The organism is Microcoleus sp. BR0-C5, from assembly GCF_036705045.1.
GTDB lineage: Bacteria > Cyanobacteriota > Cyanobacteriia > Cyanobacteriales > Microcoleaceae > Microcoleus.
This window is the reverse complement of record NZ_JAUBTR010000082.1, coordinates 1-17478: the sequence shown is the minus strand read 5'-3', so window position 1 is coordinate 17478 and position 17478 is coordinate 1. Positions and strand designations below refer to the sequence as shown.

At 45.2% G+C, this 17478-nt stretch carries 16 protein-coding genes and 1 pseudogene; 11 read left to right on the top strand and 6 right to left on the bottom strand.

Annotated elements, in window-relative coordinates; genetic code table 11:
• Window positions 1-34 precede the first annotated feature (34 nt).
• The gene (locus QUB08_RS27070; protein ID WP_333228752.1) at window positions 35-1069 is read right to left on the bottom strand and encodes a YihY/virulence factor BrkB family protein; all 1035 of its coding nucleotides are present in this window, start codon (window positions 1067-1069) and stop codon (window positions 35-37) included.
• Window positions 1070-1198: 129 nt separating this feature from the next.
• Here QUB08_RS27070 and QUB08_RS27065 point away from each other — a divergent pair, with 129 nt between their 5' ends.
• Window positions 1199-1834 (top strand): hypothetical protein, encoded by a 636-nt coding sequence (locus tag QUB08_RS27065; RefSeq protein ID WP_333228750.1) that lies wholly within the window; start codon window positions 1199-1201, stop codon window positions 1832-1834.
• Between the two features lie 84 nt (window positions 1835-1918).
• Here QUB08_RS27065 and purU read toward each other — a convergent pair whose 3' ends face one another.
• A complete protein-coding gene (gene purU, locus QUB08_RS27060; protein ID WP_333228748.1) occupies window positions 1919-2773 on the bottom strand; it encodes a formyltetrahydrofolate deformylase in 855 nt (284 codons plus the stop codon).
• A 31-nt stretch (window positions 2774-2804) separates the two neighbouring features.
• Between purU and QUB08_RS27055 the strand changes: the two genes are divergently transcribed.
• Window positions 2805-2996, top strand: coding sequence for a hypothetical protein (locus tag QUB08_RS27055; protein ID WP_333228746.1), 192 nt, complete (start codon window positions 2805-2807; stop codon window positions 2994-2996).
• Window positions 2997-3443: 447 nt separating this feature from the next.
• Here the strand turns inward: QUB08_RS27055 and thrC are convergent, their stop codons facing one another.
• Window positions 3444-4568, bottom strand: coding sequence for a threonine synthase (gene thrC / locus QUB08_RS27050; protein ID WP_333228770.1), 1125 nt, complete (start codon window positions 4566-4568; stop codon window positions 3444-3446).
• Between the two features lie 120 nt (window positions 4569-4688).
• Here thrC and QUB08_RS27045 point away from each other — a divergent pair, with 120 nt between their 5' ends.
• The 6 genes from QUB08_RS27045 (at window position 4689) to QUB08_RS27020 (ending at window position 11278) form a co-directional block, all read left to right on the top strand.
• The gene (locus QUB08_RS27045) at window positions 4689-4970 is read left to right on the top strand and encodes a hypothetical protein (RefSeq protein WP_333228744.1); all 282 of its coding nucleotides are present in this window, start codon (window positions 4689-4691) and stop codon (window positions 4968-4970) included.
• Between the two features lie 257 nt (window positions 4971-5227).
• On the top strand, window positions 5228-6280 hold the full coding sequence (locus QUB08_RS27040) for a fatty acid desaturase (RefSeq protein WP_333228742.1): 1053 nt from the start codon (window positions 5228-5230) through the stop codon (window positions 6278-6280).
• 182 nt (window positions 6281-6462) lie between these two features.
• Window positions 6463-7965, top strand: a complete 1503-nt coding sequence (locus QUB08_RS27035) for an AAA family ATPase (protein WP_333228740.1) — start codon at window positions 6463-6465, stop codon at window positions 7963-7965.
• The gene (locus QUB08_RS27030) at window positions 7965-8678 is read left to right on the top strand and encodes a ParB N-terminal domain-containing protein (RefSeq protein ID WP_333228738.1); all 714 of its coding nucleotides are present in this window, start codon (window positions 7965-7967) and stop codon (window positions 8676-8678) included. Before QUB08_RS27035 ends, QUB08_RS27030 begins: the two co-directional genes overlap by 1 nt.
• A gap of 599 nt (window positions 8679-9277) precedes the next feature.
• Entirely contained in the window at window positions 9278-10372 is a 1095-nt protein-coding gene (locus QUB08_RS27025; protein WP_333228736.1) for a Rho termination factor (modular protein), read from the top strand.
• Window positions 10373-10525: 153 nt separating this feature from the next.
• Complete coding sequence (locus QUB08_RS27020; RefSeq protein WP_333228734.1) at window positions 10526-11278, top strand: Uma2 family endonuclease; 753 nt, start codon at window positions 10526-10528, stop codon at window positions 11276-11278.
• Between the two features lie 42 nt (window positions 11279-11320).
• Here QUB08_RS27020 and QUB08_RS27015 read toward each other — a convergent pair whose 3' ends face one another.
• From QUB08_RS27015 to QUB08_RS27005, 3 genes are all read right to left on the bottom strand, one after another.
• Window positions 11321-11656: a XisI protein gene (locus tag QUB08_RS27015; protein WP_333228732.1), complete on the bottom strand. Its 336-nt coding sequence runs from the start codon at window positions 11654-11656 to the stop codon at window positions 11321-11323.
• Window positions 11644-12060 carry an element excision factor XisH family protein gene (locus tag QUB08_RS27010; protein WP_333228730.1) on the bottom strand — a complete coding sequence of 139 codons (417 nt, stop codon included), beginning with the start codon at window positions 12058-12060 and terminating at the stop codon, window positions 11644-11646. The genes QUB08_RS27015 and QUB08_RS27010 overlap by 13 nt, the downstream gene beginning before the upstream one ends.
• 85 nt (window positions 12061-12145) lie before the next feature.
• Window positions 12146-13750 (bottom strand): phenylacetate--CoA ligase family protein, encoded by a 1605-nt coding sequence (locus QUB08_RS27005; protein ID WP_333228728.1) that lies wholly within the window; start codon window positions 13748-13750, stop codon window positions 12146-12148.
• Window positions 13751-14022: 272 nt separating this feature from the next.
• On the opposite strand from QUB08_RS27005, the gene QUB08_RS27000 reads away from it, so the two are divergent.
• From QUB08_RS27000 to QUB08_RS26990, 3 genes and pseudogenes are all read left to right on the top strand, one after another.
• Window positions 14023-15927, top strand: a complete 1905-nt coding sequence (locus tag QUB08_RS27000; RefSeq protein WP_333228726.1) for a serine/threonine-protein kinase — start codon at window positions 14023-14025, stop codon at window positions 15925-15927.
• Between the two features lie 224 nt (window positions 15928-16151).
• On the top strand, window positions 16152-16421 hold the full coding sequence (locus tag QUB08_RS26995) for a hypothetical protein (RefSeq protein ID WP_333228725.1): 270 nt from the start codon (window positions 16152-16154) through the stop codon (window positions 16419-16421).
• Between the two features lie 368 nt (window positions 16422-16789).
• Window positions 16790-17478, top strand: a pseudogene (locus tag QUB08_RS26990) (transposase); the annotation flags it as partial.

The following is a 17478-nucleotide window of genomic DNA, read 5'->3' as shown; positions in this document are numbered from 1 at the left end:
CTTCTACGCGAGCGTACAATTTCCCAATTCCAAATTACCCATTACCCCTTATTTTAGCTTGTTTGATTGCCTTTCCCACGGTCACATTTAACTGAGCGCCGATCAGCATCACCAAAGAAGAAAGCTCGAGCCACAGCAGCAACACAATAAAAGTTCCGATCGTGCCGTAAGCCCAACTAAAATTGCCCACATGCAAAACATAAAACCGAAATAAAGCTGAAAACACCGCCCATAAAATAGCGGCAAAAACAGCCCCAGACAAAATAGGAACATCTGCTTGGCGGCGACTCGGCCCGTAGCGGTAAACAAAGGCAAAGGCAAGTGATACAATTCCCAAAGAAATCGGCCACCGCCACAGCCACCAAACACCTAACAGTTGCGACTCCAAAGGGCAATTGTCGGCGAGCAGCAAGCAATTTTGGACATCTTTTAAATCGCAATTGGCGACGGACTCCAGCAGGCAACTCTGGCGTGCAATAGCTTGTACAATTAAGTCGCTGACAAATACTACTGCTGATGCTAGAATCAATAGTATAATTGTGCCGATACTCAGCCCCAGAGAAATAAGTTTGGCTTTCCAAAATGGTCGAGTTCGATCGCTCGGGATTTGATGGATGCGATCGAGTGCAGCCATCGCCCCGCTCATTACTCCAGAAAATGCCCAAAGCGAGGCAAAAAAACTCACCGAAAACAGCCCTTTACTGCGAGTTAACAAAATTTCTTTGATTAAGCCGCCAATCAAATTCCGAACGTTATCGGGTATGACTTCGCCCAAAAGACGCGCCATTTGATACAGTGTTGACTGCAAAGGTTCAAAGAGGGCGATCGCAGATAAGATAGCCAACAGCCCGGGAAACAGCGCCAGCATACAATGGTAGGCCATTTCTGCAGACAGCCCCGGCAAGCGCTGCTCTCCCGCCTTCGCGCCGACTTCCTTGAGCGTGCCCCAAGTCAAACACCGACAAAAAAGCCAAAAACCGCCAAATTTTCTTTTGAGAGCTCGAAGCAGCCTCAAAAGCGCCTTAAACAAAGCTAAAATCAGGTAGCGCAACCAGTAAAAAATGTTCATAGCGCACAGGCAATGGGGCGAAAGATGAGGTACACAAGTCGTTAATTAATTAAGCCATTATCAACTCGCAATTGCCAATTCCCAATTCCCCAATCTAAAATCTAAAATCTAAAATCTAAAATCAATATTATGGCTCAGGATGTCAGACAGTGGTTAGATGAAATCAAGCGGCTGCAACAGCAGTTAACAGAAGTTTCGCGCGATCGAGATGAGGCAGGTGAAAGTGCTGCTCAGTGGCGCCAACTCTACAATACTGAAGCCGAGCAGCGGCGGAATGATGCTAAATTAACTCAGCAAAGCATCGCTTCTCTGGAAGCACAAATACAGCAATTACAAAATTTTTCCCCCATTATGCCCGAAGGCGACGATGGTGGAGTTGCTCGCCAGCAGGAAGTCGCACAACTGCAAACAGTTGGCGAACTTAAAGCTAAGTTAGCAGAAGTTCTCGAAGAGCGCGATCGGGCGATCGAACAAGTTAAACAACTCACTCAAGCCCTCAAACAAGAAGAAGCCCGTCACGCCGAAACTAGCAAAAATTTAACTAGCGCCCTCGGAGATGCCGTTGACTTGCTCACTAAAGCACAAAATCCCGCTCCTGCAAAAACGGAGACAGTATATTCTTTAGAAATAGTACCTACTCGCACTGCAAATCCTGGCGAAACTGCTCTGGAAATCCGCCAAACTTCCTCCCAACCAGGCAAAAATCCCGCCCAGCTTCCACCTTCTAAAAATCAGTTACTTGAACTACCGCCTTTTAGCAATTAGTCAAACGATTAGAAAAAATCATGCTATAAATTATCCGATACCCCTAAATCAGCGGAGCTGGGGGATGGGGGTGAGGTTTAATTTTCAAGCAAAAACCACAGTCCGATTGCCGTAAACTAAAACACGATTTTGTAAATGATATCGCACCGCTCTTGCTAACACAACTCTTTCTAAATCTTTACCTTTGCGAACCAAATCAGACACTTCATCGCGGTGACTGACGCGCACAACATCTTGTTCGATAATCGGGCCAGCATCTAAATCTGGTGTAACATAGTGGGCTGTTGCACCGATAATTTTTACCCCTCTTTCATAAGCCCTTTCGTAGGGATTTGCACCCACAAACGCGGGTAAAAATGAATGGTGAATATTAATTACATTGGGAAATTTTATGATAAAGTCTTGACTCAAAATTTGCATATATTTAGCCAAAACTACTAAATCAATCTTATATTTATTCAGAATTTCTAACTGTTGTGCTTCTTGAATAGCTTTATTGTCTTTAGTAATGGGAATATACTCAAAGTCGATACCGTATTGTGCGGCAAGAGGCTTTAAATTTTCATGGTTGCTGATTATCAGCGGAATTTCACCTCTAATTTCTTGCGCTCGCTGTCGCCAAATCAAGTCTAATAAACAGTGATCTTGACGGCTTACCCAGATTGCGATGCGTCGAATTTTATGAGAGAAATGCAGTTGCCAATTGGCTTGTAAATCCTTGGCAATTTCACTAAAAGCAGGTGTTATCTGTTCGGTGGTTAAATCAAAATCATCTAATTGCCATTCTAGTCGGCTCAGAAATAATCCAGCGGTAAAATCTGTATGGTGATCTGCGTGGATGATATTGCCGTTGTGGGAGGCGATAAAATTGGCAAGTAAGGCGACGAGTCCTTTGCGATCGGGACAGGCAATTAACAAGGTTGCAGTAGGGCTAGTCATAAGATAATGACAAAATTGTCTCGCTGAGTTTATGGATAAAAAAGTGATATCACAGGAGTTTATTGATACTGAGATGTTGCACCATTCTCAATTAGCCTTTTATGAACAGGCTTTTCGGCCTGTTCCACAAGAAAATTTATATTTTGTGGAACAGGCCGAAAAGCCTGTTTCGATGGGCTTACGGGCGGGCTCTTCGGCCCACCCCACAAAAGATTTTAACTAAGAGTGGAACAGGCATCTTGCCTGTTTCTTATATTGGTGCAAGATGTGAATTTAAACTGATATCTTACAACAATATCAATCGAGGACTTTCGCGCGGGGTGGGGGCGGCTTTTTTAGTCTTTTGGTATCCTTGAAAGCTATTGAGTAAGCAGCCCCTTGTATCTTAAAAGAGGTAGATTGCAATTTACTGTTGGGTGGGGGCGGGTTTATTCAGATTGTTGGTAATTGTTAGATATTGTTGGTGAACCCGCCCCTTGTATGTTAAAAGAGGTAGATTGCGATTTACTGTTGGGTGGGGGCGGGTTTATTCAGATTGTTGGTACTTGTTAGATATTGTTGGTGAACCCGCCCCTACAGGTTGTTGACCGCCGGTGCAATATCTTAGTTTAAATGAATCACAGAGGACACAAAGAATACAACTGACAACTGACAACTGTCAACTAATTTCTTAAAATCCCATCGCCCCAGCTACTGCATCCAAAGTCGGAGCAATGCCACTTTTAAATTGATTGTTGCTGTGATTAATTGCGGTATCCGGGTCTTTTAAACCGTTACCAGTCAGCACACAAACCACAGTTGCTCCTGTCGGAACTTGGTCTTTTACCTTCAGCAAGCCGGCCACAGAAGCTGCACTCGCCGGTTCGCAGAAAATCCCTTCCTCGGATGCTAACAAACGGTAAGCGTCGAGAATTTCGGCGTCGGTGACTGCTGCAAAACTGCCGCGGCTGGCTTCGGAAGCTGCGATCGCCTGTTTCCAGCTAGCGGGGTTGCCGATCCGAATCGCCGTCGCCAAGGTTTCTGGGTTCGCCACTGGTTGGCCCGTTACCAACGGTGCAGCCCCGGCCGCTTGAAATCCCATCATCTGCGGCAAGCGCGAACATTTTTTGGCTTGGTGGTATTGACAAAAACCCATCCAGTATGCTGTGATGTTTCCCGCATTTCCCACGGGAATGCACAGCCAGTCGGGGGCCTCGCCTAAAGCGTCCACCACTTCAAAAGCTCCGGTTTTCTGACCTTCCAAGCGGTAAGGATTGACCGAGTTGACCAATGTCACCGGATAATTGACAGCCATTTCGCGGACAATTTCTAGGGCTCGATCGAAATTTCCCCCAATCGAAATTACTTCCGCACCGTAAAGCAAAGCTTGCGCCAGCTTGCCCAAAGCCACGTAACCTTCGGGAATCAACACGAAAGCTCGCATTCCCCCGCGTCTGGCGTAGGCGGCAGCGGAGGCCGAAGTATTGCCGGTACTGGCGCAAATTACTGCCTCGGCACCAGCTTCCTTCGCCTTGGAAATCGCCATTGTCATCCCCCGGTCTTTGAAACTACCAGTGGGGTTGAGGCCGTCGTATTTGACCAGGACGCGCACGTCTCGACCGATGAGAGAGGCGATCGCAGGTGCTGGAATCAGGGGAGTATTGCCTTCTTGGAGGGTCACTACCGGTGTGGTTTCCGTCACTGGCAGGTAGGGGCGATAAGCTTCGATCAAGCCGGGCCAGCCGTAGCGTTTCGGCTCGGCTGCGCGGGCAGCAGAGTTAACAGCAGAGTCAGTAGCAGGTAGAATCAGGGTCACGATGTCAATGGTTTTAGGCAATGGCTAAGGAATTTACACTAATTTTAGCTCGATCGGTTAATTTGATGTTTAATACGATCGGTTCAGGTTAAAGTAACTTAATGGTGTGAATGTGTAGATATGTCTACTCAATTACTAATGTCAAATAATTCATCCACTCTTTCCCGGCCTCAAATCACCGCGAGCAATCCCGAAATGGCTAGTTCTTCTACCCTATCGACCACTTTTGCCCGCAAAGTAGATTTGGTGAAGTGCCCCTACCAAGCCGATCAGCAAGTCAAGTTCCTGCACTTGCAAGCAGAAATCGAATCCTTGCTGCTGGAAGTGCAAAGCCTCAAACAGCAACGCTCGATCGCTGGCTTGCGGGATCTAGACCCCATTTCTGGCAGCAACAGCAATTAGCAGACAACAGTCGCTAATGCTAACTGTGCTGCCCCTGTGTTATAAAAACAAAGGTTTTGCTACCCGCAGTATTTTTTGCCGAAAGTGCCAGAAATTCCTAACTGCGGATAGCGATCGCTAGCTTTTGCTAAAACGCGCTTGCCTACAGCTCAACTCGTCTGCTGCTTGCTGGCAACGAGCTGATATTTTATGGCGCTTTTTTATTGCGCTAATTTGTTAAGCCATGCTCATGGCATACGGAGAATCGAAATCAATTTATGACAGCATCGATCGAAAAACCACTAAATTTGACATCCGCAAGTGACACTTCCAACCTGCGCCTGAAAGATATTCTGAAAACCCTGCCGCGGGAAGTATTCGTCAAAAACCCCCGCAAAGCTTGGACAAAAGTAATCGTCAACGTTCTTTTAGTTGCTGTCGGTTACTTGGGCTTAGCAGTATCGCCTTGGTATCTACTGCCCCTGATGTGGATTTTCACAGGCACCGGATTAACTGGTTTTTTTGTGATCGGCCACGACTGCGGGCACCGGTCATTTGCTAACCGCCGCTGGGTAAACGATTTAGTCGGACATCTCGCATTTCTGCCGTTAATTTTCCCGTTTCACGCATGGCGGCATGGCCACAATTATCACCACAAGCACACCAACAAAATTGGCGAGGATAATGCTTGGCACCCGATGACAGCAGCAGACTACGCTGGCGCGTCCAAGCCTTTACAAATAGCTTATAGTTTAATATTTGGCCCGATGTGGTGGATCGGCTCGATCGCCCACTGGGCAAAAGTACACTTTAAGTGGTGGCGCTTCAAAGGTAAACAGCAACAAGAACAAGTGCGGTTTTCAGTTTTTGTCGTTTTAATCGGTGCTGCGATCGGATTCCCGATTTTAATTGCAACCACAGGCATTTGGGGATTTGTCAAATTTTGGTTGATGCCCTGGCTGGTTTACCATTTCTGGATGAGCACTTTTACGATCGTTCACCACACAGCACCAGATATTTCTTTTAAAGAACCCGAAGAATGGAACGAAGCCCAAGCGCAACTATCGGGAACAGTTCACTGCGATTATCCCCGCTGGGTAGAGTTTCTGTGCCACGACATTAACGTCCACGTTCCCCACCACCTTTCAACTGCTATTCCCTGGTACAATTTGCGCCTCGCCCACAGCAGCTTAAAGGAAAATTGGCAAGATCATCTCTACGAAACAGAATTTTCTTGGTCTTTAATGAAGCGGATTGCCGACAACTGTCACTTGTACAATCCGGCTGGTGGCTATCAAACATTGCAGGAATTTAACGCTAAAACAAAGTAAGTTTTAAACGCGATAAATGCCAGAAAAACCCGGTTTCTCAGAAAGAACCGGGTTTTTCGATATTACAATCCGTAGCCTTTGTAAGGTGCAGAATGCCCGCCCTACTGTCAATATCACAATCCGTACCATTATTAAATCAGTCATTCCCAATCTAAAATCTAAAATCTAAAATTTAAAATCGAATGACTTTCAATCCGAATAACTGTCGCAACGAAAGCGAAGTAGAAAGCAAACTGATTGTCAGCTATCTGCTACCAAAGTTAGGCTACACGCCCGACACTTGGCACCAAGAAATAGCATTTGGGAATATTCGTCTAGACTTCCTCTCATTTGCCACCCAAGTTATCCCCATAGTTGTCGATGCAGACTCGCCGATGAGTGTAGTTATGGAGGCTAAACATCCGAAGGAAAATTTAGACCGCCACCTGCGAAAACTCAATCGCTATTTAACAAGTTTGAGCATCCGCTACGGCCTCATAACTAACGGTAAAGAAATTAGAATTTATGCAAGAATTGCCGATGATATTCAGCTAGTCTTTAAGTGTGCTGGACAAGACCTTGAAAATAGAATTGATGAAATTATCGCTTTAATTGGCAGAGATAGTTTAAATTTTATAAATAATCGCGATAATCTTCAACTGGAAGATAGTAAAATTAGTTTGGTTAGTCCTGAGTTAATTAGCGAAGTCCCAGTACAGCCCCACAATCCCGCCACCGCAGAACCTGAGCCAAGTCAAATCTCTGAACCACAACAAATACCTGAAAATTATCCAGTTAAGCCTCAAGTTAAATCAGATGTAACCGTTACCCAAAAAACTCAAAAAACTATGAAAATTATTGCAGTTTACCATAACAAAGGTGGCGTCGGCAAAACTACAACAGTAGTCAATTTAGCCGCAGCGCTGAGTAAGAAAGGTAAGAGAGTATTAGTCATAGACTTAGACAGTCAGGCAAATACAACCTTTGCGACTGGTTTAGTAAAATTTGAGGATGAAGAACAAGACGATTTGAAAGATAAGAATATTCTTCAAGTTTTGCAATCCGAAGACTTCTTTTCGATCGAAGAAGTAGCTCGCAAGTCTAATTTTTGCCATCCCGAAATAGATGTGATTCCTTCCCACATTGATTTAATGCAATATGAAACGGAACTCAATCAACTAGATTACAGCCGCATGATTTTAATTCAAAAACTAGCAGAAGTACAGGATAAATATGATATTGTACTGATCGATACACCGCCATCTTTGAATTTTTATGCTAGAGTTGCCCTAATTGCGGCCGATTATTTAATTATTCCTTCTGACTTAAAACCTTTTGCCAATCAAGGACTGATTAATGTTAAGGATTTTCTTAAAAAAGTTAATGGATTCAAAAAACAAATTGGCAAGAAACCACTAGAAGTTTTAGGTGTACTTGCTTGCAAAATCTCAACTAATGTTAAATTTCTACAGTACAGTTTGCCCAAGCGGAGGGAGGCAATTCCCAAACGCTACGGCTTTGAAATTATGGACAGCGTAATTTACGAGAGAGACGATTTAGCAAAGTGTGCAGAACAATTTCAAATCGTGGGAAATATGGAAATCGCCGATCCGATTTCAGTGCTAGACTTTAAGCCTGATTGCATCGCATCCCAAGAATTTGAAATGCTAGCCCTCGAAGTTTTGGAAAAAATAGGTAAAAACTAATGAAAAAATTATCTCCGTCACTGGTTGCAGTTAAAAAAATTACATCCGCAGTGCCCCGTTCCAATTTTACAGATGCTGATTTGGATAAATTAGCGAGACTGATTTTAGAGTCAGGAGGATTGATTAATCCGATAATTGTCCGCCGCAACGGTATGGATGCCTACGAAATAGTAGACGGAGATTTTGAATACTACGCGGCGGCGAGAGCAAAGGAAATAGAACCTCTCAAAGGCGAGACAATCGGAGCATTCATCCTGGAAGAAGAAAATGAAGAACTTCTCCTAGAACAACTTGAAATTCTCAGAAAAACCGCAATCACTGAGAATCCAAAAGTAAGTGAGGTTCCGCAACAGTCCTCCAGCTTTGAACAGCGGCTGACCAATATTGAAACTCGATTGGAAAACAGAATTAATGAATTGAAAGCCGAGTATACGCGGGAAAAACAGGCGCTGATAGAGAGGGTTAAAGATGTTGAAAGTCGGATTCCCAAACCTGTTCCGCTGTTGGAAGCACTCAACACTCAAGATAAATTCAAATTGGCTACAAATTTGAAAAATGCTGGCATAAAAGCTCAAACAATAGAACAAATCATTAAAGAGCGAGATTTGCAGCAGTTTGCATCTTTTGAAAATGTGTTGGAACGCATGAAAGGTAAAGGGTTAGGCGAGAAAACAATGATTAAGCTTATTGACAAGTGGCAAAAATATTTATAAGCTTTCAGCCATCTCAATTGCATTTTTGGGGCGCTCAAAGCCCGCCCGACAAAAGTTGAAAAACCCGATATGACTCGGCGGTTGAAACCCATCCTACACAAACTTTCGTCCCTCTCGCTTGAGACTAAAGAATAAGGGCGATATTAAAGCTGGCTTTCGTATAAATCGCAATTACGATCGCAACTCGCAACGTCAGCCCGTTAGCGAAGCCCTCGAAGAGGATCGCCCTAACCCCAAAAAAAGTAAAGATGAGTAAAGCAGTGGATCATTGGTGTCCCGCAGGCAGTTAAACTCATCACAGCCGCTTTTTTTAAGAATTGCAGTAACTTTTGCCGATCGGGCTGTCACCGCACAGCCAGCCGCACAGGTATAGCAGCAAGGCGATATCTCCCCAGATAACTGAGTTCGATCGCAGACTTGGAATACTGAGGTCAAGAAACCCTTTAACTTACCAGAGTCTGGGTAAGGTGTTTGTCTCGCACCTTACAATTAGAGTTCTTGGGTTAGTCCTGCATCGGTTAAAACGCAGGCTGTAAAGTGCAAACATACATAAATACCCAAACACCAGATTTTCATGACAAAAGGGGACTTGTAACAAGATGGATCGATCGTCCGATCAAAACCGAATAGTTGAATATTTGCGGATTAAGCCAATTAGTCACACTCAGATTTACACTTCCCAAATTGCAGTACCAGAGCCTCATCGGGGCGAAATTCCTCGCGAACGCCGCGAAGCTCTCAGGAGAAGTCTGATCGAGCAAGGCAGCAACTTGATTCCTTTAATTGTACGTCGCACTGAAGCTTATAGCAACGAAGAAGAATATGAAGTTGTCTGCGGCTCAGATTGGTGTATTGTTGCTAAAGAACTCGGCATCGAGCAAATGTGGGCGTGGATATTTGAAATGACCGACGAGGAGGTAGCTGTTGCTCAAGCAGAAATGGAACATTTAGCTCCGCAACCGACTCATAAAACGGCACAAATTGAGACTCTACTGCAACAATTTGAGCTATCATTTCAAAAAAAGGTAGATAGTCTAACAAAACAAATAGAACAATCTGTTAAAAAAAATGAAGACCTGCTAAAAAAGCACGTAAAAGCTCTAAGTGAGCAGAACTTTGAGCGTAACCAAATAGAACAGATTAAGCATTTGCTCGAACAAGTGGAAAAAGCATTTCATGAAAAGGTAGATAAAATGGCTAAAAAAATTGAACAATCGAGCAGCAACCGTCCGCCAACATCGGCTGTAATTTCTGAGGTAAATGTTGAAGCTGCTTTGAGACAGTTGGATGAACTAGAAAAATTGCTGTCAAGAAAATTAGAACTGACAGTCCAAACAATTAATCAGTTTGTTTCCGACGCCATTGAAGACGTAGAAAATGACCTGAAAAATCAAATTGAAACGCTCCGCGGCCAACTCGGAGGCGCAGCGACGCACTCAGAAACACAGCCCGATGCACCGCCGAAGAAGCAGTCAAAAACGCAGCCTAAGAAGCAGTCGAAAGCACAGCAAAAACCTCAGTTACCGCAGTTGCAGTTAGAGTTGCCGTTTCCGTCCCCGTCCCCAGAGGATGACTACGAAAGTCTTTCGCTGAGAGGGTTGAAGGCGATCGGCAAAGAGCGGAAACTGCGGGGCTACGCGCGCATGAAACGACCGGAAATTCTGCTGGCTCTCAGACAAACTGACGGTCAATAAAACGATAATTCCTAATAGTTAAAGACTAATTATTCGGTGTTCGATCGCGTTTTTGGGCAAAAAGCGCGATCGGGCTTTCAGAATAGTCCTCGGCAGAGGTATGAAAACCTTGCTAAAATAGACACACAACCTCTTACTCCTCAGCCAGCAGCCATGTCCGCAACCGCAGAATTAGCTACTACCCAAGAGATACCAGAACAAGAGATACTAGAACAAGAGATACCGGAAAACTTTATCTTTCCGCCCGGCGATTTATACAGTGACGAACCTCCGGTGGAAACAGAACTGCATCTCCGACAAATAATCCTACTCCTCAACTGTCTAGAATGGCTATGGCGAGATAGAAATGATTTCTATGCTGCTGGAAACCTCACCATTTATTACAGTCCCAAGCAACTCAAATCGAAAGACTTCCGAGGCCCAGACTTTTTTGTGGTACTCGGAACTGAACGCAAAACTCGCAAAAGCTGGGTAGTTTGGGATGAAGAGGGAAAGTACCCCAATATTATCATAGAAATCCTGTCTCCCAAAACAGCGGATATAGACAAAAACTTTAAAAAACAACTCTATCAAGATACTTTTCGCACTCACGACTACTTTTGGTTTGACCCAGAAAATTTAGAATTAGCTGGGTTTCATTTAGTTGACGGGGAATATGAAGCAATCGCACCCAACGAATTCGGGCATCTGCGGAGTCAGCAGCTCGATTTGAGTTTGGGAATTTGTGGCGGAAAATTGCGTTTCTTTACCGCAGAAGGAGATATTGTCCCTACTCCTCAAGAGGTTGCAGAAAGGGAGACTCAACGAGCCGGACAAGAAGCTCAAAGAGCCGGACAAGAAGCTCAAAGAGCCGATCGCCTGGCCGCGAAACTGCGAGAATTAAATATTGATCCCGATACAATTTAGCGATCGTCCTTTTTATTCAAGTTTCCTGTATTGTAAGCTGGTTTAGGCGATCGCATATCCCGTATGTTGCCGAACATGATACGGATGAAACCCTAAAACTATCTTGTCTTTAGGCACTCCTAATTCTACAAGTTCTGCGGTAATTCCCGTTTCTATACCATCGTGTTGAATCCAGATTTTGCCGTCGATAATTTCCACATGAACGATACAATCGTGAATTCTTTTAGGCCCTTGCCAGCCATCGTGCATTAGTAAAAAATTGTTTTGTTCGCTGTCAACAATAACGCTGCTTTTAATTTCTCCGTGTCCGTAAGAAATCTGGGCATAACTATCTAAAACATTGCGAACAATTTGGCGATATTCATCTAGTCTATCCATCTGACAATTGTCTCCTTTAATGAATCAAAAACTATTAGTTTAAATCTCTTGTTCTCTAACAAAATCTGCCCGATAGGTTCAGAAAAGATTTCTGCATAAACTTCTGCACGAATGGCCAGATATATTATCCGTTCAGGTTCCGATCGCTGTAGAATATCTTCGTAAACAATATACTGTCCAACAGCTTGTTCTAAGTCATGAACTGGTGAAGCACTCACGAAACTTTTTACTTCTACAGCAATTTTGCGACCTTGCTTTTCGGCAGCAAATAGTTTTTCTGCACCTAAATCAACACTGAGAGTACGTTTACCAACTTTTAAGGGTAGCGGATCGTTTGTTATCGTCCACCCGTCTTTTTCTAGAGCTATTCTGACAGTATTGTGGTAGATGTCTTTTGCTGGCATATTCTAAGCTGAACCATCAAATGTCACCCTAATTATAGAATAACACAAGACTTTTGAACACGGATAACTCATCAATTCAAACTACTTACTGTCGCGTGTATCGGTGCTTCACCCCAATCGGAAAATACTCCGCATCACCCGTCGCAGTTAATGTCACCACAGGTAACTGATATTCGGGTGGCACATAATTAGCAAATTCGCTGTTTAGCCGCCGCAATTGCGCGAGAATTGAAGATGCGATCGCCTGCTGCATCTCCTCATCGCCCTCCACCCCCGCTGCTAATTCCACAACCACCGATAAAAACCGATTTTGATCCGAATCCTCCTTGACTTGCAGTACAAATTTTCCCGTCACCCATTCCCGAATCGTGGGAACTTCTAAACCTACGGTGACATTTTCCGGGTAAATGTTAGCACCGAAGTAGGAAACGGTAAAGTGCGTTAGCGAAGCCCTCGAAGAGGATCGCCCAAATACATAGACAAATGGCAAGCAGCGAATTCCTCTGGGGAAATCAGAAACTTTCATACCTGCTGCTTGCTGCAAAGTTGCCACAGGGTTAAATCCCCATTCCGCCAAAAAATTGAGCATTGCTTCGTAAGAAATTAAACCGCCATTATCCGAGATGTGATAGCGTATTAGCGGGATGCCGTTGTCGCCAGAAAATAACAGCGTGCCGTCATTATTCACTTCAAAAAAGCGGCTTTTCGGATCGTACTGCACCAGCGTTGGCAACCGCGATTCTCCGAATAAATTGCGTGCTGCTTCGGGATTGTTTGCTAAAAAGCGACGGATGCAAATACTCAGCGGTGTCTCGTTGCCCAAAACCCCCGCATCGGCAGTACCGTAAAGGCTCGCAGAGTTGTAATATAGATTGTCAGAATTAGTGCGATCGCTCACCAAACTCCGCCATTCTTCGCTAAACACTTCCCCCGCAAACACCATCTTAATTCGATATTTTTGCCACTCCACACCGCCAGCAATTCCGCTATCAATCACATCCTTGATAAATGGCGGATATCCCAACAAAACTACTTGCTCAAAATGCTCCCCAAGTTCCTGCACAACTCGAAATATTTCAGTCTTATTATTCCCAGGCGTCACAACTGTAACGGGATAACCCTTACTCGCTAGATAGCGGCAGCAATTTGCCGTGTACATTCCACCTACCCAAGTCCCCAACGCAAAGCAAATGACAGCTAAAGTTGATCGCTTGTCGGCGTAAAAACTGTCGTGAAATATTTGTTCAAAACGAGCGGCAATTTGCAACTCGTCGCTGATAAAACGCGGCCAAAATGTCGGGTTTCCTGTCGAACCCGATGAAACAGCAATGAAATCGCAAGTTTCTAATTTGCCCTGGTAGCACAACTGAGGTAGCGGGTGACAGCGTAAATAATTCTCTTTGGTAATTAGCGGCAATTTTTGGAAGTCTTCAAAGGTTTGAATAGAGGCGGGATTGATGTTATGTTCAGCTAGGAAATTCTGGTAAGCTGGTACTGTGGTCGCGACTTTTTGAAAAAGCGCGTGAAGCGCAGCTATCCCGTAGGGAATCGCCCTGGATTCGGCACCTCGACTCTGCTGGTGTTGCAATCGTTCCTCAAGGGGCGCTCTCAAAAACTCTTCAAACGCCCCAATAGCTCGCTGACGCTGTTCTGGCTGCATGATTTGCTCCTTAAAATGGGTATTTTGCACCTCGATCGCTCAAGATTCAATTAGTAGCGCTAACGCCCGATCGCACATTGGGCTGGACACTAAAAATTTGAACACACTTTGAGCTCGATCGAAAATATGGCGCAGTAAATAAACTTCCATAGCACGAAACCGCTGTTTTCACAATAACCACAGGGGATAGCAAAGCTGCCGATCGACTCATAAACACTGACACACTATGGCAAGATTAATTCAGCGATCGCCCAAAACTCCCAGTCTCAGTCAAGCGTAAAAATCCGACGCAGCAAGTTCCAATGAACAATCCCATCTACCCCGGCATAACTCTCAATAACCACTACCGCATCGTCCGCGAATTGGGACACGGAGGCTTCGGGCGCACCTACCTCGCTGAAGACGCCCACCGATTTAACGAACCCTGCGTTTTAAAAGAATTTGCACCCCAAGTACACGGAAGTTACGCTTTACAAAAATCCGAGGAACTGTTCGAGCGGGAAGCGGGAGTGCTCTACAAGCTGCAACACAATCAAATCCCCCGCTTTCGCGAACTCTTCCGCGTCAGTATCAGCGATCGAGGCTACCTATTTCTAGTCCAAGACTACGTGCCCGGTCAAACTTACCGCTTTCTGCTCGACGCCCGCAAGCGTCAGGGTTTGCGGTTCATAGAAGCAGAAATCAATCAACTGCTGCTGCAGATTTTGCCCGTGCTCGAATACATTCACTCTCTAGGAGTGATTCACCGCGACATCTCCCCGGACAACCTGATTCTGCGGAGTTCTGACGGGATGCCCGTGCTAATCGACTTCGGCGGAGTAAAACAAGTCGCCGCCACCGTAGAGTCTCTTTTCGCTGAGGCTAACGGCACTCCCGCCCCCGCGACTCGCATCGGCAAGCTCGGCTACGCTCCCATCGAACAGATGCAGATGGGCATCGTCTCTCCCCACAGCGATTTGTACGCTCTGGCGGCCACGGTTTTGGTGTTGCTGACGGGGAAGGAACCGCATCAGTTGCTCGACAGCCAGACGCTGAATTGGAACTGGCGGGCGGAATGTTCTCTGTCTCCGAATTTGTCCCTGGTGCTGGATAAAATGCTTGCTCACCAGCCGAGCCAGCGTTACTCCTCGGCTCGCGAGGTAATGCTTGCTCTCTCCGGGAATCCGCCTTTACAGCCACCTTTGCCACCAGCCCCGGATTTTGGGATCACGCAGCCGCCGGATCTCTCGCCTATACCCGTGCCCGCCCCCACGCCAAAACTGCCGGGAACTCCGGTGCGAGTTGCTGCTATTGGCAATCAGCAAAAGATGCCTACTTGGAAAATGTTTTTGTTCGTGGTGGCGGTACTCTCAAGTATGGGGGGAGTTGGCTGGTTTGCGGGCAATTCTTTGTTAAATCTGCAATCAAAAGTACAGAAAGTTCCCCAGTCTCCAAACCCTAAGCAGCAGCAAGAAGATGCTCTGCAAGATCGCTTTGTCAAGCTCAAAATTGACGATCGATTCTATAGCGGTTACGTCAACCTTGTGGACGAGACTTTCTATGCCAAATACCCGGAATTGGGGGGACGATTGTTAAAAGAAGGCGAGGACGATCGCCAGTGGCGCCAAAGGTGGCAGAAAATCGGCGACGAGTTGCTCGATAAGCTGGAAAATCTCAGCAGCAACGCTAGAGCGCGGTTGGGCAGTTACGACACCGCCGATATCGATCGCTGGAAAACAGAGGTTAACAAGCTGAATTTGAGCAGTCGGGCTCTCTACGATTTGGCTGATGCTAGGTTCTTTTATTGGTTTCCAGAACAGCCGCGCGATCGCAATATCATCGGTTTGCCGATCGGACAAATTTGGCAAGCAATTACCGCCGACGAACTCGAAGCCTTACAAGCGGGAGCAACTGTCGAAAGCGTTGAATTTGACCGCCTATCGAAGAGCAAAAGCCTCACAGGCAATCTCAAACCCGGAGAAGGGAAAGCTTACATTGCCAGATTCGCTCAAAATCAAACTTTGCGCGTGAATTTACAAGCACCGCGCAAATCTACTCTACTGTCAATTTATACTCCGGGGCGGACAAAGGGCGCGCGAGCTTTGCTGGAAGATGCAGAGGGGCTTAGTTGGTCTGGATTGCTGGATGATACTGGTTTTTATGAATTCGTGGTAGTTTCTCAAGCATCTGAGCCGAGCGCTTACGAGTTGAATCTGACGGCAGAATAACTGCTATTGACAATCAAGCATCCAGGATACAAGCCCCCGCATTCATTCGTCCAGAAATAAAAAACCTGTATCCGATGAAAGTTGCCGAACGTATTTATCCGTGGGGTCGCCTCTAAAATCTAAAATCTAAAATCTAAAATCTAAAATCGATTGACGCTCTCTATCCACCCGCGTAATAATAAGGTAATACCGATCAGGTAAGTTTTCCTGTTCAAACAAAGAATATGCTGAGATTCGCGATCGTAGCTTTAGTGACTTTGGGATTAGTATTAGTGACTGCACTAGGTTTACATCCGGCCAATGCGACAGTCAGCACTCCCGAATTTTATGCTTGGAACTTTGCCTCTGTAGGCAGTAGCGAGCTGGTTTGTAAAAAGACCGTGGTAGTTCCGCAAGACCTGATAATTCCGTCATCATCAATGCACGCTGTCAGTATCACTTCTGCAATTGTAGATGAAAAGTTTTGCGCGAATTCCACTAAGCCTGTGAATTAAGGCACTGCATTATAGGATTTCCGGTTATAGAACCATAATTAAGTTCTCCGTTAGTCGATTTGAGATTTGAGATTTGAGATTTACTTCACAGATGAATCTGGCTGGTTGAACCTTAATCTAAAATTTTTATCTCTCCACGACTGTTGTCTGAAAGCAAGTATCCTTTTTTGGATGAATCAGGACATTGCATCCTGATTCATCCATTGAGAGAAAACTCTAGTTTTCAGTACAAACACGGACTAATTAGGGCTTGCTGAATAATCAGCCCCAGGGTTACACAGCAAGCCTTAGATGATGATGAGCTCGAACCGCTGGTGCACCTTCTTGGGCTAAAATAGCACCAAACCTTTGCACTAGCGTTGACAGCCGTGTACCGAAAAGTTGACCCAGACGGCACCGCACCAGAAAGTTTTGAATTCCCTCACGGGGGGAAATTAGCCTCAGATAACGGTTGGGTGATGATGGCTCAACTGATACCGTGCGTGGTCGGAATTTGAATCAGAATACGCTCAAAATTTTACCCAATCTATGGGAGGACCAGCCAAATCGTTTCGGATGGTATTGGGGGCATTAATTATCAAAGAGAAATTAGGAATCAGCGACCGTGAAACCGTAGAACAAATCAGGGAAAACCCATACCTGCAATACTTTATCGGTTTGTCATCCTACAGTAATGAAATCCCGTTTGACGCATCGCTATTGGTTCACTTTAGGCAAATAATAAGTGTCAATCTGGTAAACAAAGTGAACCAAAAGATGGTGAAAAAAATCCGAGAAGCCACTACCCCTAAATCTGAATCAAACAAAAAAGAACCAGAAGAACCAGGCGAGAGGCTAAATCAAGGAAAATTACTATTAGATGCGACCTGTGCCAGCGCAGACATCACATACCCAACTGACATCGGCATCCTCGATCGAACGAGAATGCAAACAGAAAAAATCGTAGATATCCTCTACGAGTCAATCAAAGACCTGTGCCAGAAAAAACCCAGAACCTACCGCAAAAAAGCTCGTAAAGATTACCTAGCCATTGCCAAGCAGCGCCGACCGACGCAGA

Excerpts from the sequence above, each read along its gene's own strand:
- QUB08_RS27070 (WP_333228752.1), bottom strand. The coding sequence starts at position 1,069 with ATGAACATTTTTTACTGGTTGCGCTACCTGATTTTAGCTTTGTTTAAG.
- QUB08_RS27055 (WP_333228746.1), top strand. The coding sequence starts at position 2,805 with ATGGATAAAAAAGTGATATCACAGGAGTTTATTGATACTGAGATGTTG.
- QUB08_RS27035 (WP_333228740.1), top strand. The coding sequence starts at position 6,463 with ATGACTTTCAATCCGAATAACTGTCGCAACGAAAGCGAAGTAGAAAGC.
- QUB08_RS27040 (WP_333228742.1), top strand. The coding sequence starts at position 5,228 with ATGACAGCATCGATCGAAAAACCACTAAATTTGACATCCGCAAGTGAC.
- QUB08_RS27000 (WP_333228726.1), top strand. The coding sequence starts at position 14,023 with ATGAACAATCCCATCTACCCCGGCATAACTCTCAATAACCACTACCGC.
- QUB08_RS27020 (WP_333228734.1), top strand. The coding sequence starts at position 10,526 with ATGTCCGCAACCGCAGAATTAGCTACTACCCAAGAGATACCAGAACAA.
- QUB08_RS27045 (WP_333228744.1), top strand. The coding sequence starts at position 4,689 with ATGTCTACTCAATTACTAATGTCAAATAATTCATCCACTCTTTCCCGG.
- QUB08_RS27010 (WP_333228730.1), bottom strand. The coding sequence starts at position 12,060 with ATGCCAGCAAAAGACATCTACCACAATACTGTCAGAATAGCTCTAGAA.
- QUB08_RS27015 (WP_333228732.1), bottom strand. The coding sequence starts at position 11,656 with ATGGATAGACTAGATGAATATCGCCAAATTGTTCGCAATGTTTTAGAT.
- QUB08_RS27030 (WP_333228738.1), top strand. The coding sequence starts at position 7,965 with ATGAAAAAATTATCTCCGTCACTGGTTGCAGTTAAAAAAATTACATCC.
- QUB08_RS27065 (WP_333228750.1), top strand. The coding sequence starts at position 1,199 with ATGGCTCAGGATGTCAGACAGTGGTTAGATGAAATCAAGCGGCTGCAA.
- purU (WP_333228748.1), bottom strand. The coding sequence starts at position 2,773 with ATGACTAGCCCTACTGCAACCTTGTTAATTGCCTGTCCCGATCGCAAA.
- QUB08_RS27025 (WP_333228736.1), top strand. The coding sequence starts at position 9,278 with ATGGATCGATCGTCCGATCAAAACCGAATAGTTGAATATTTGCGGATT.
- QUB08_RS26995 (WP_333228725.1), top strand. The coding sequence starts at position 16,152 with ATGCTGAGATTCGCGATCGTAGCTTTAGTGACTTTGGGATTAGTATTA.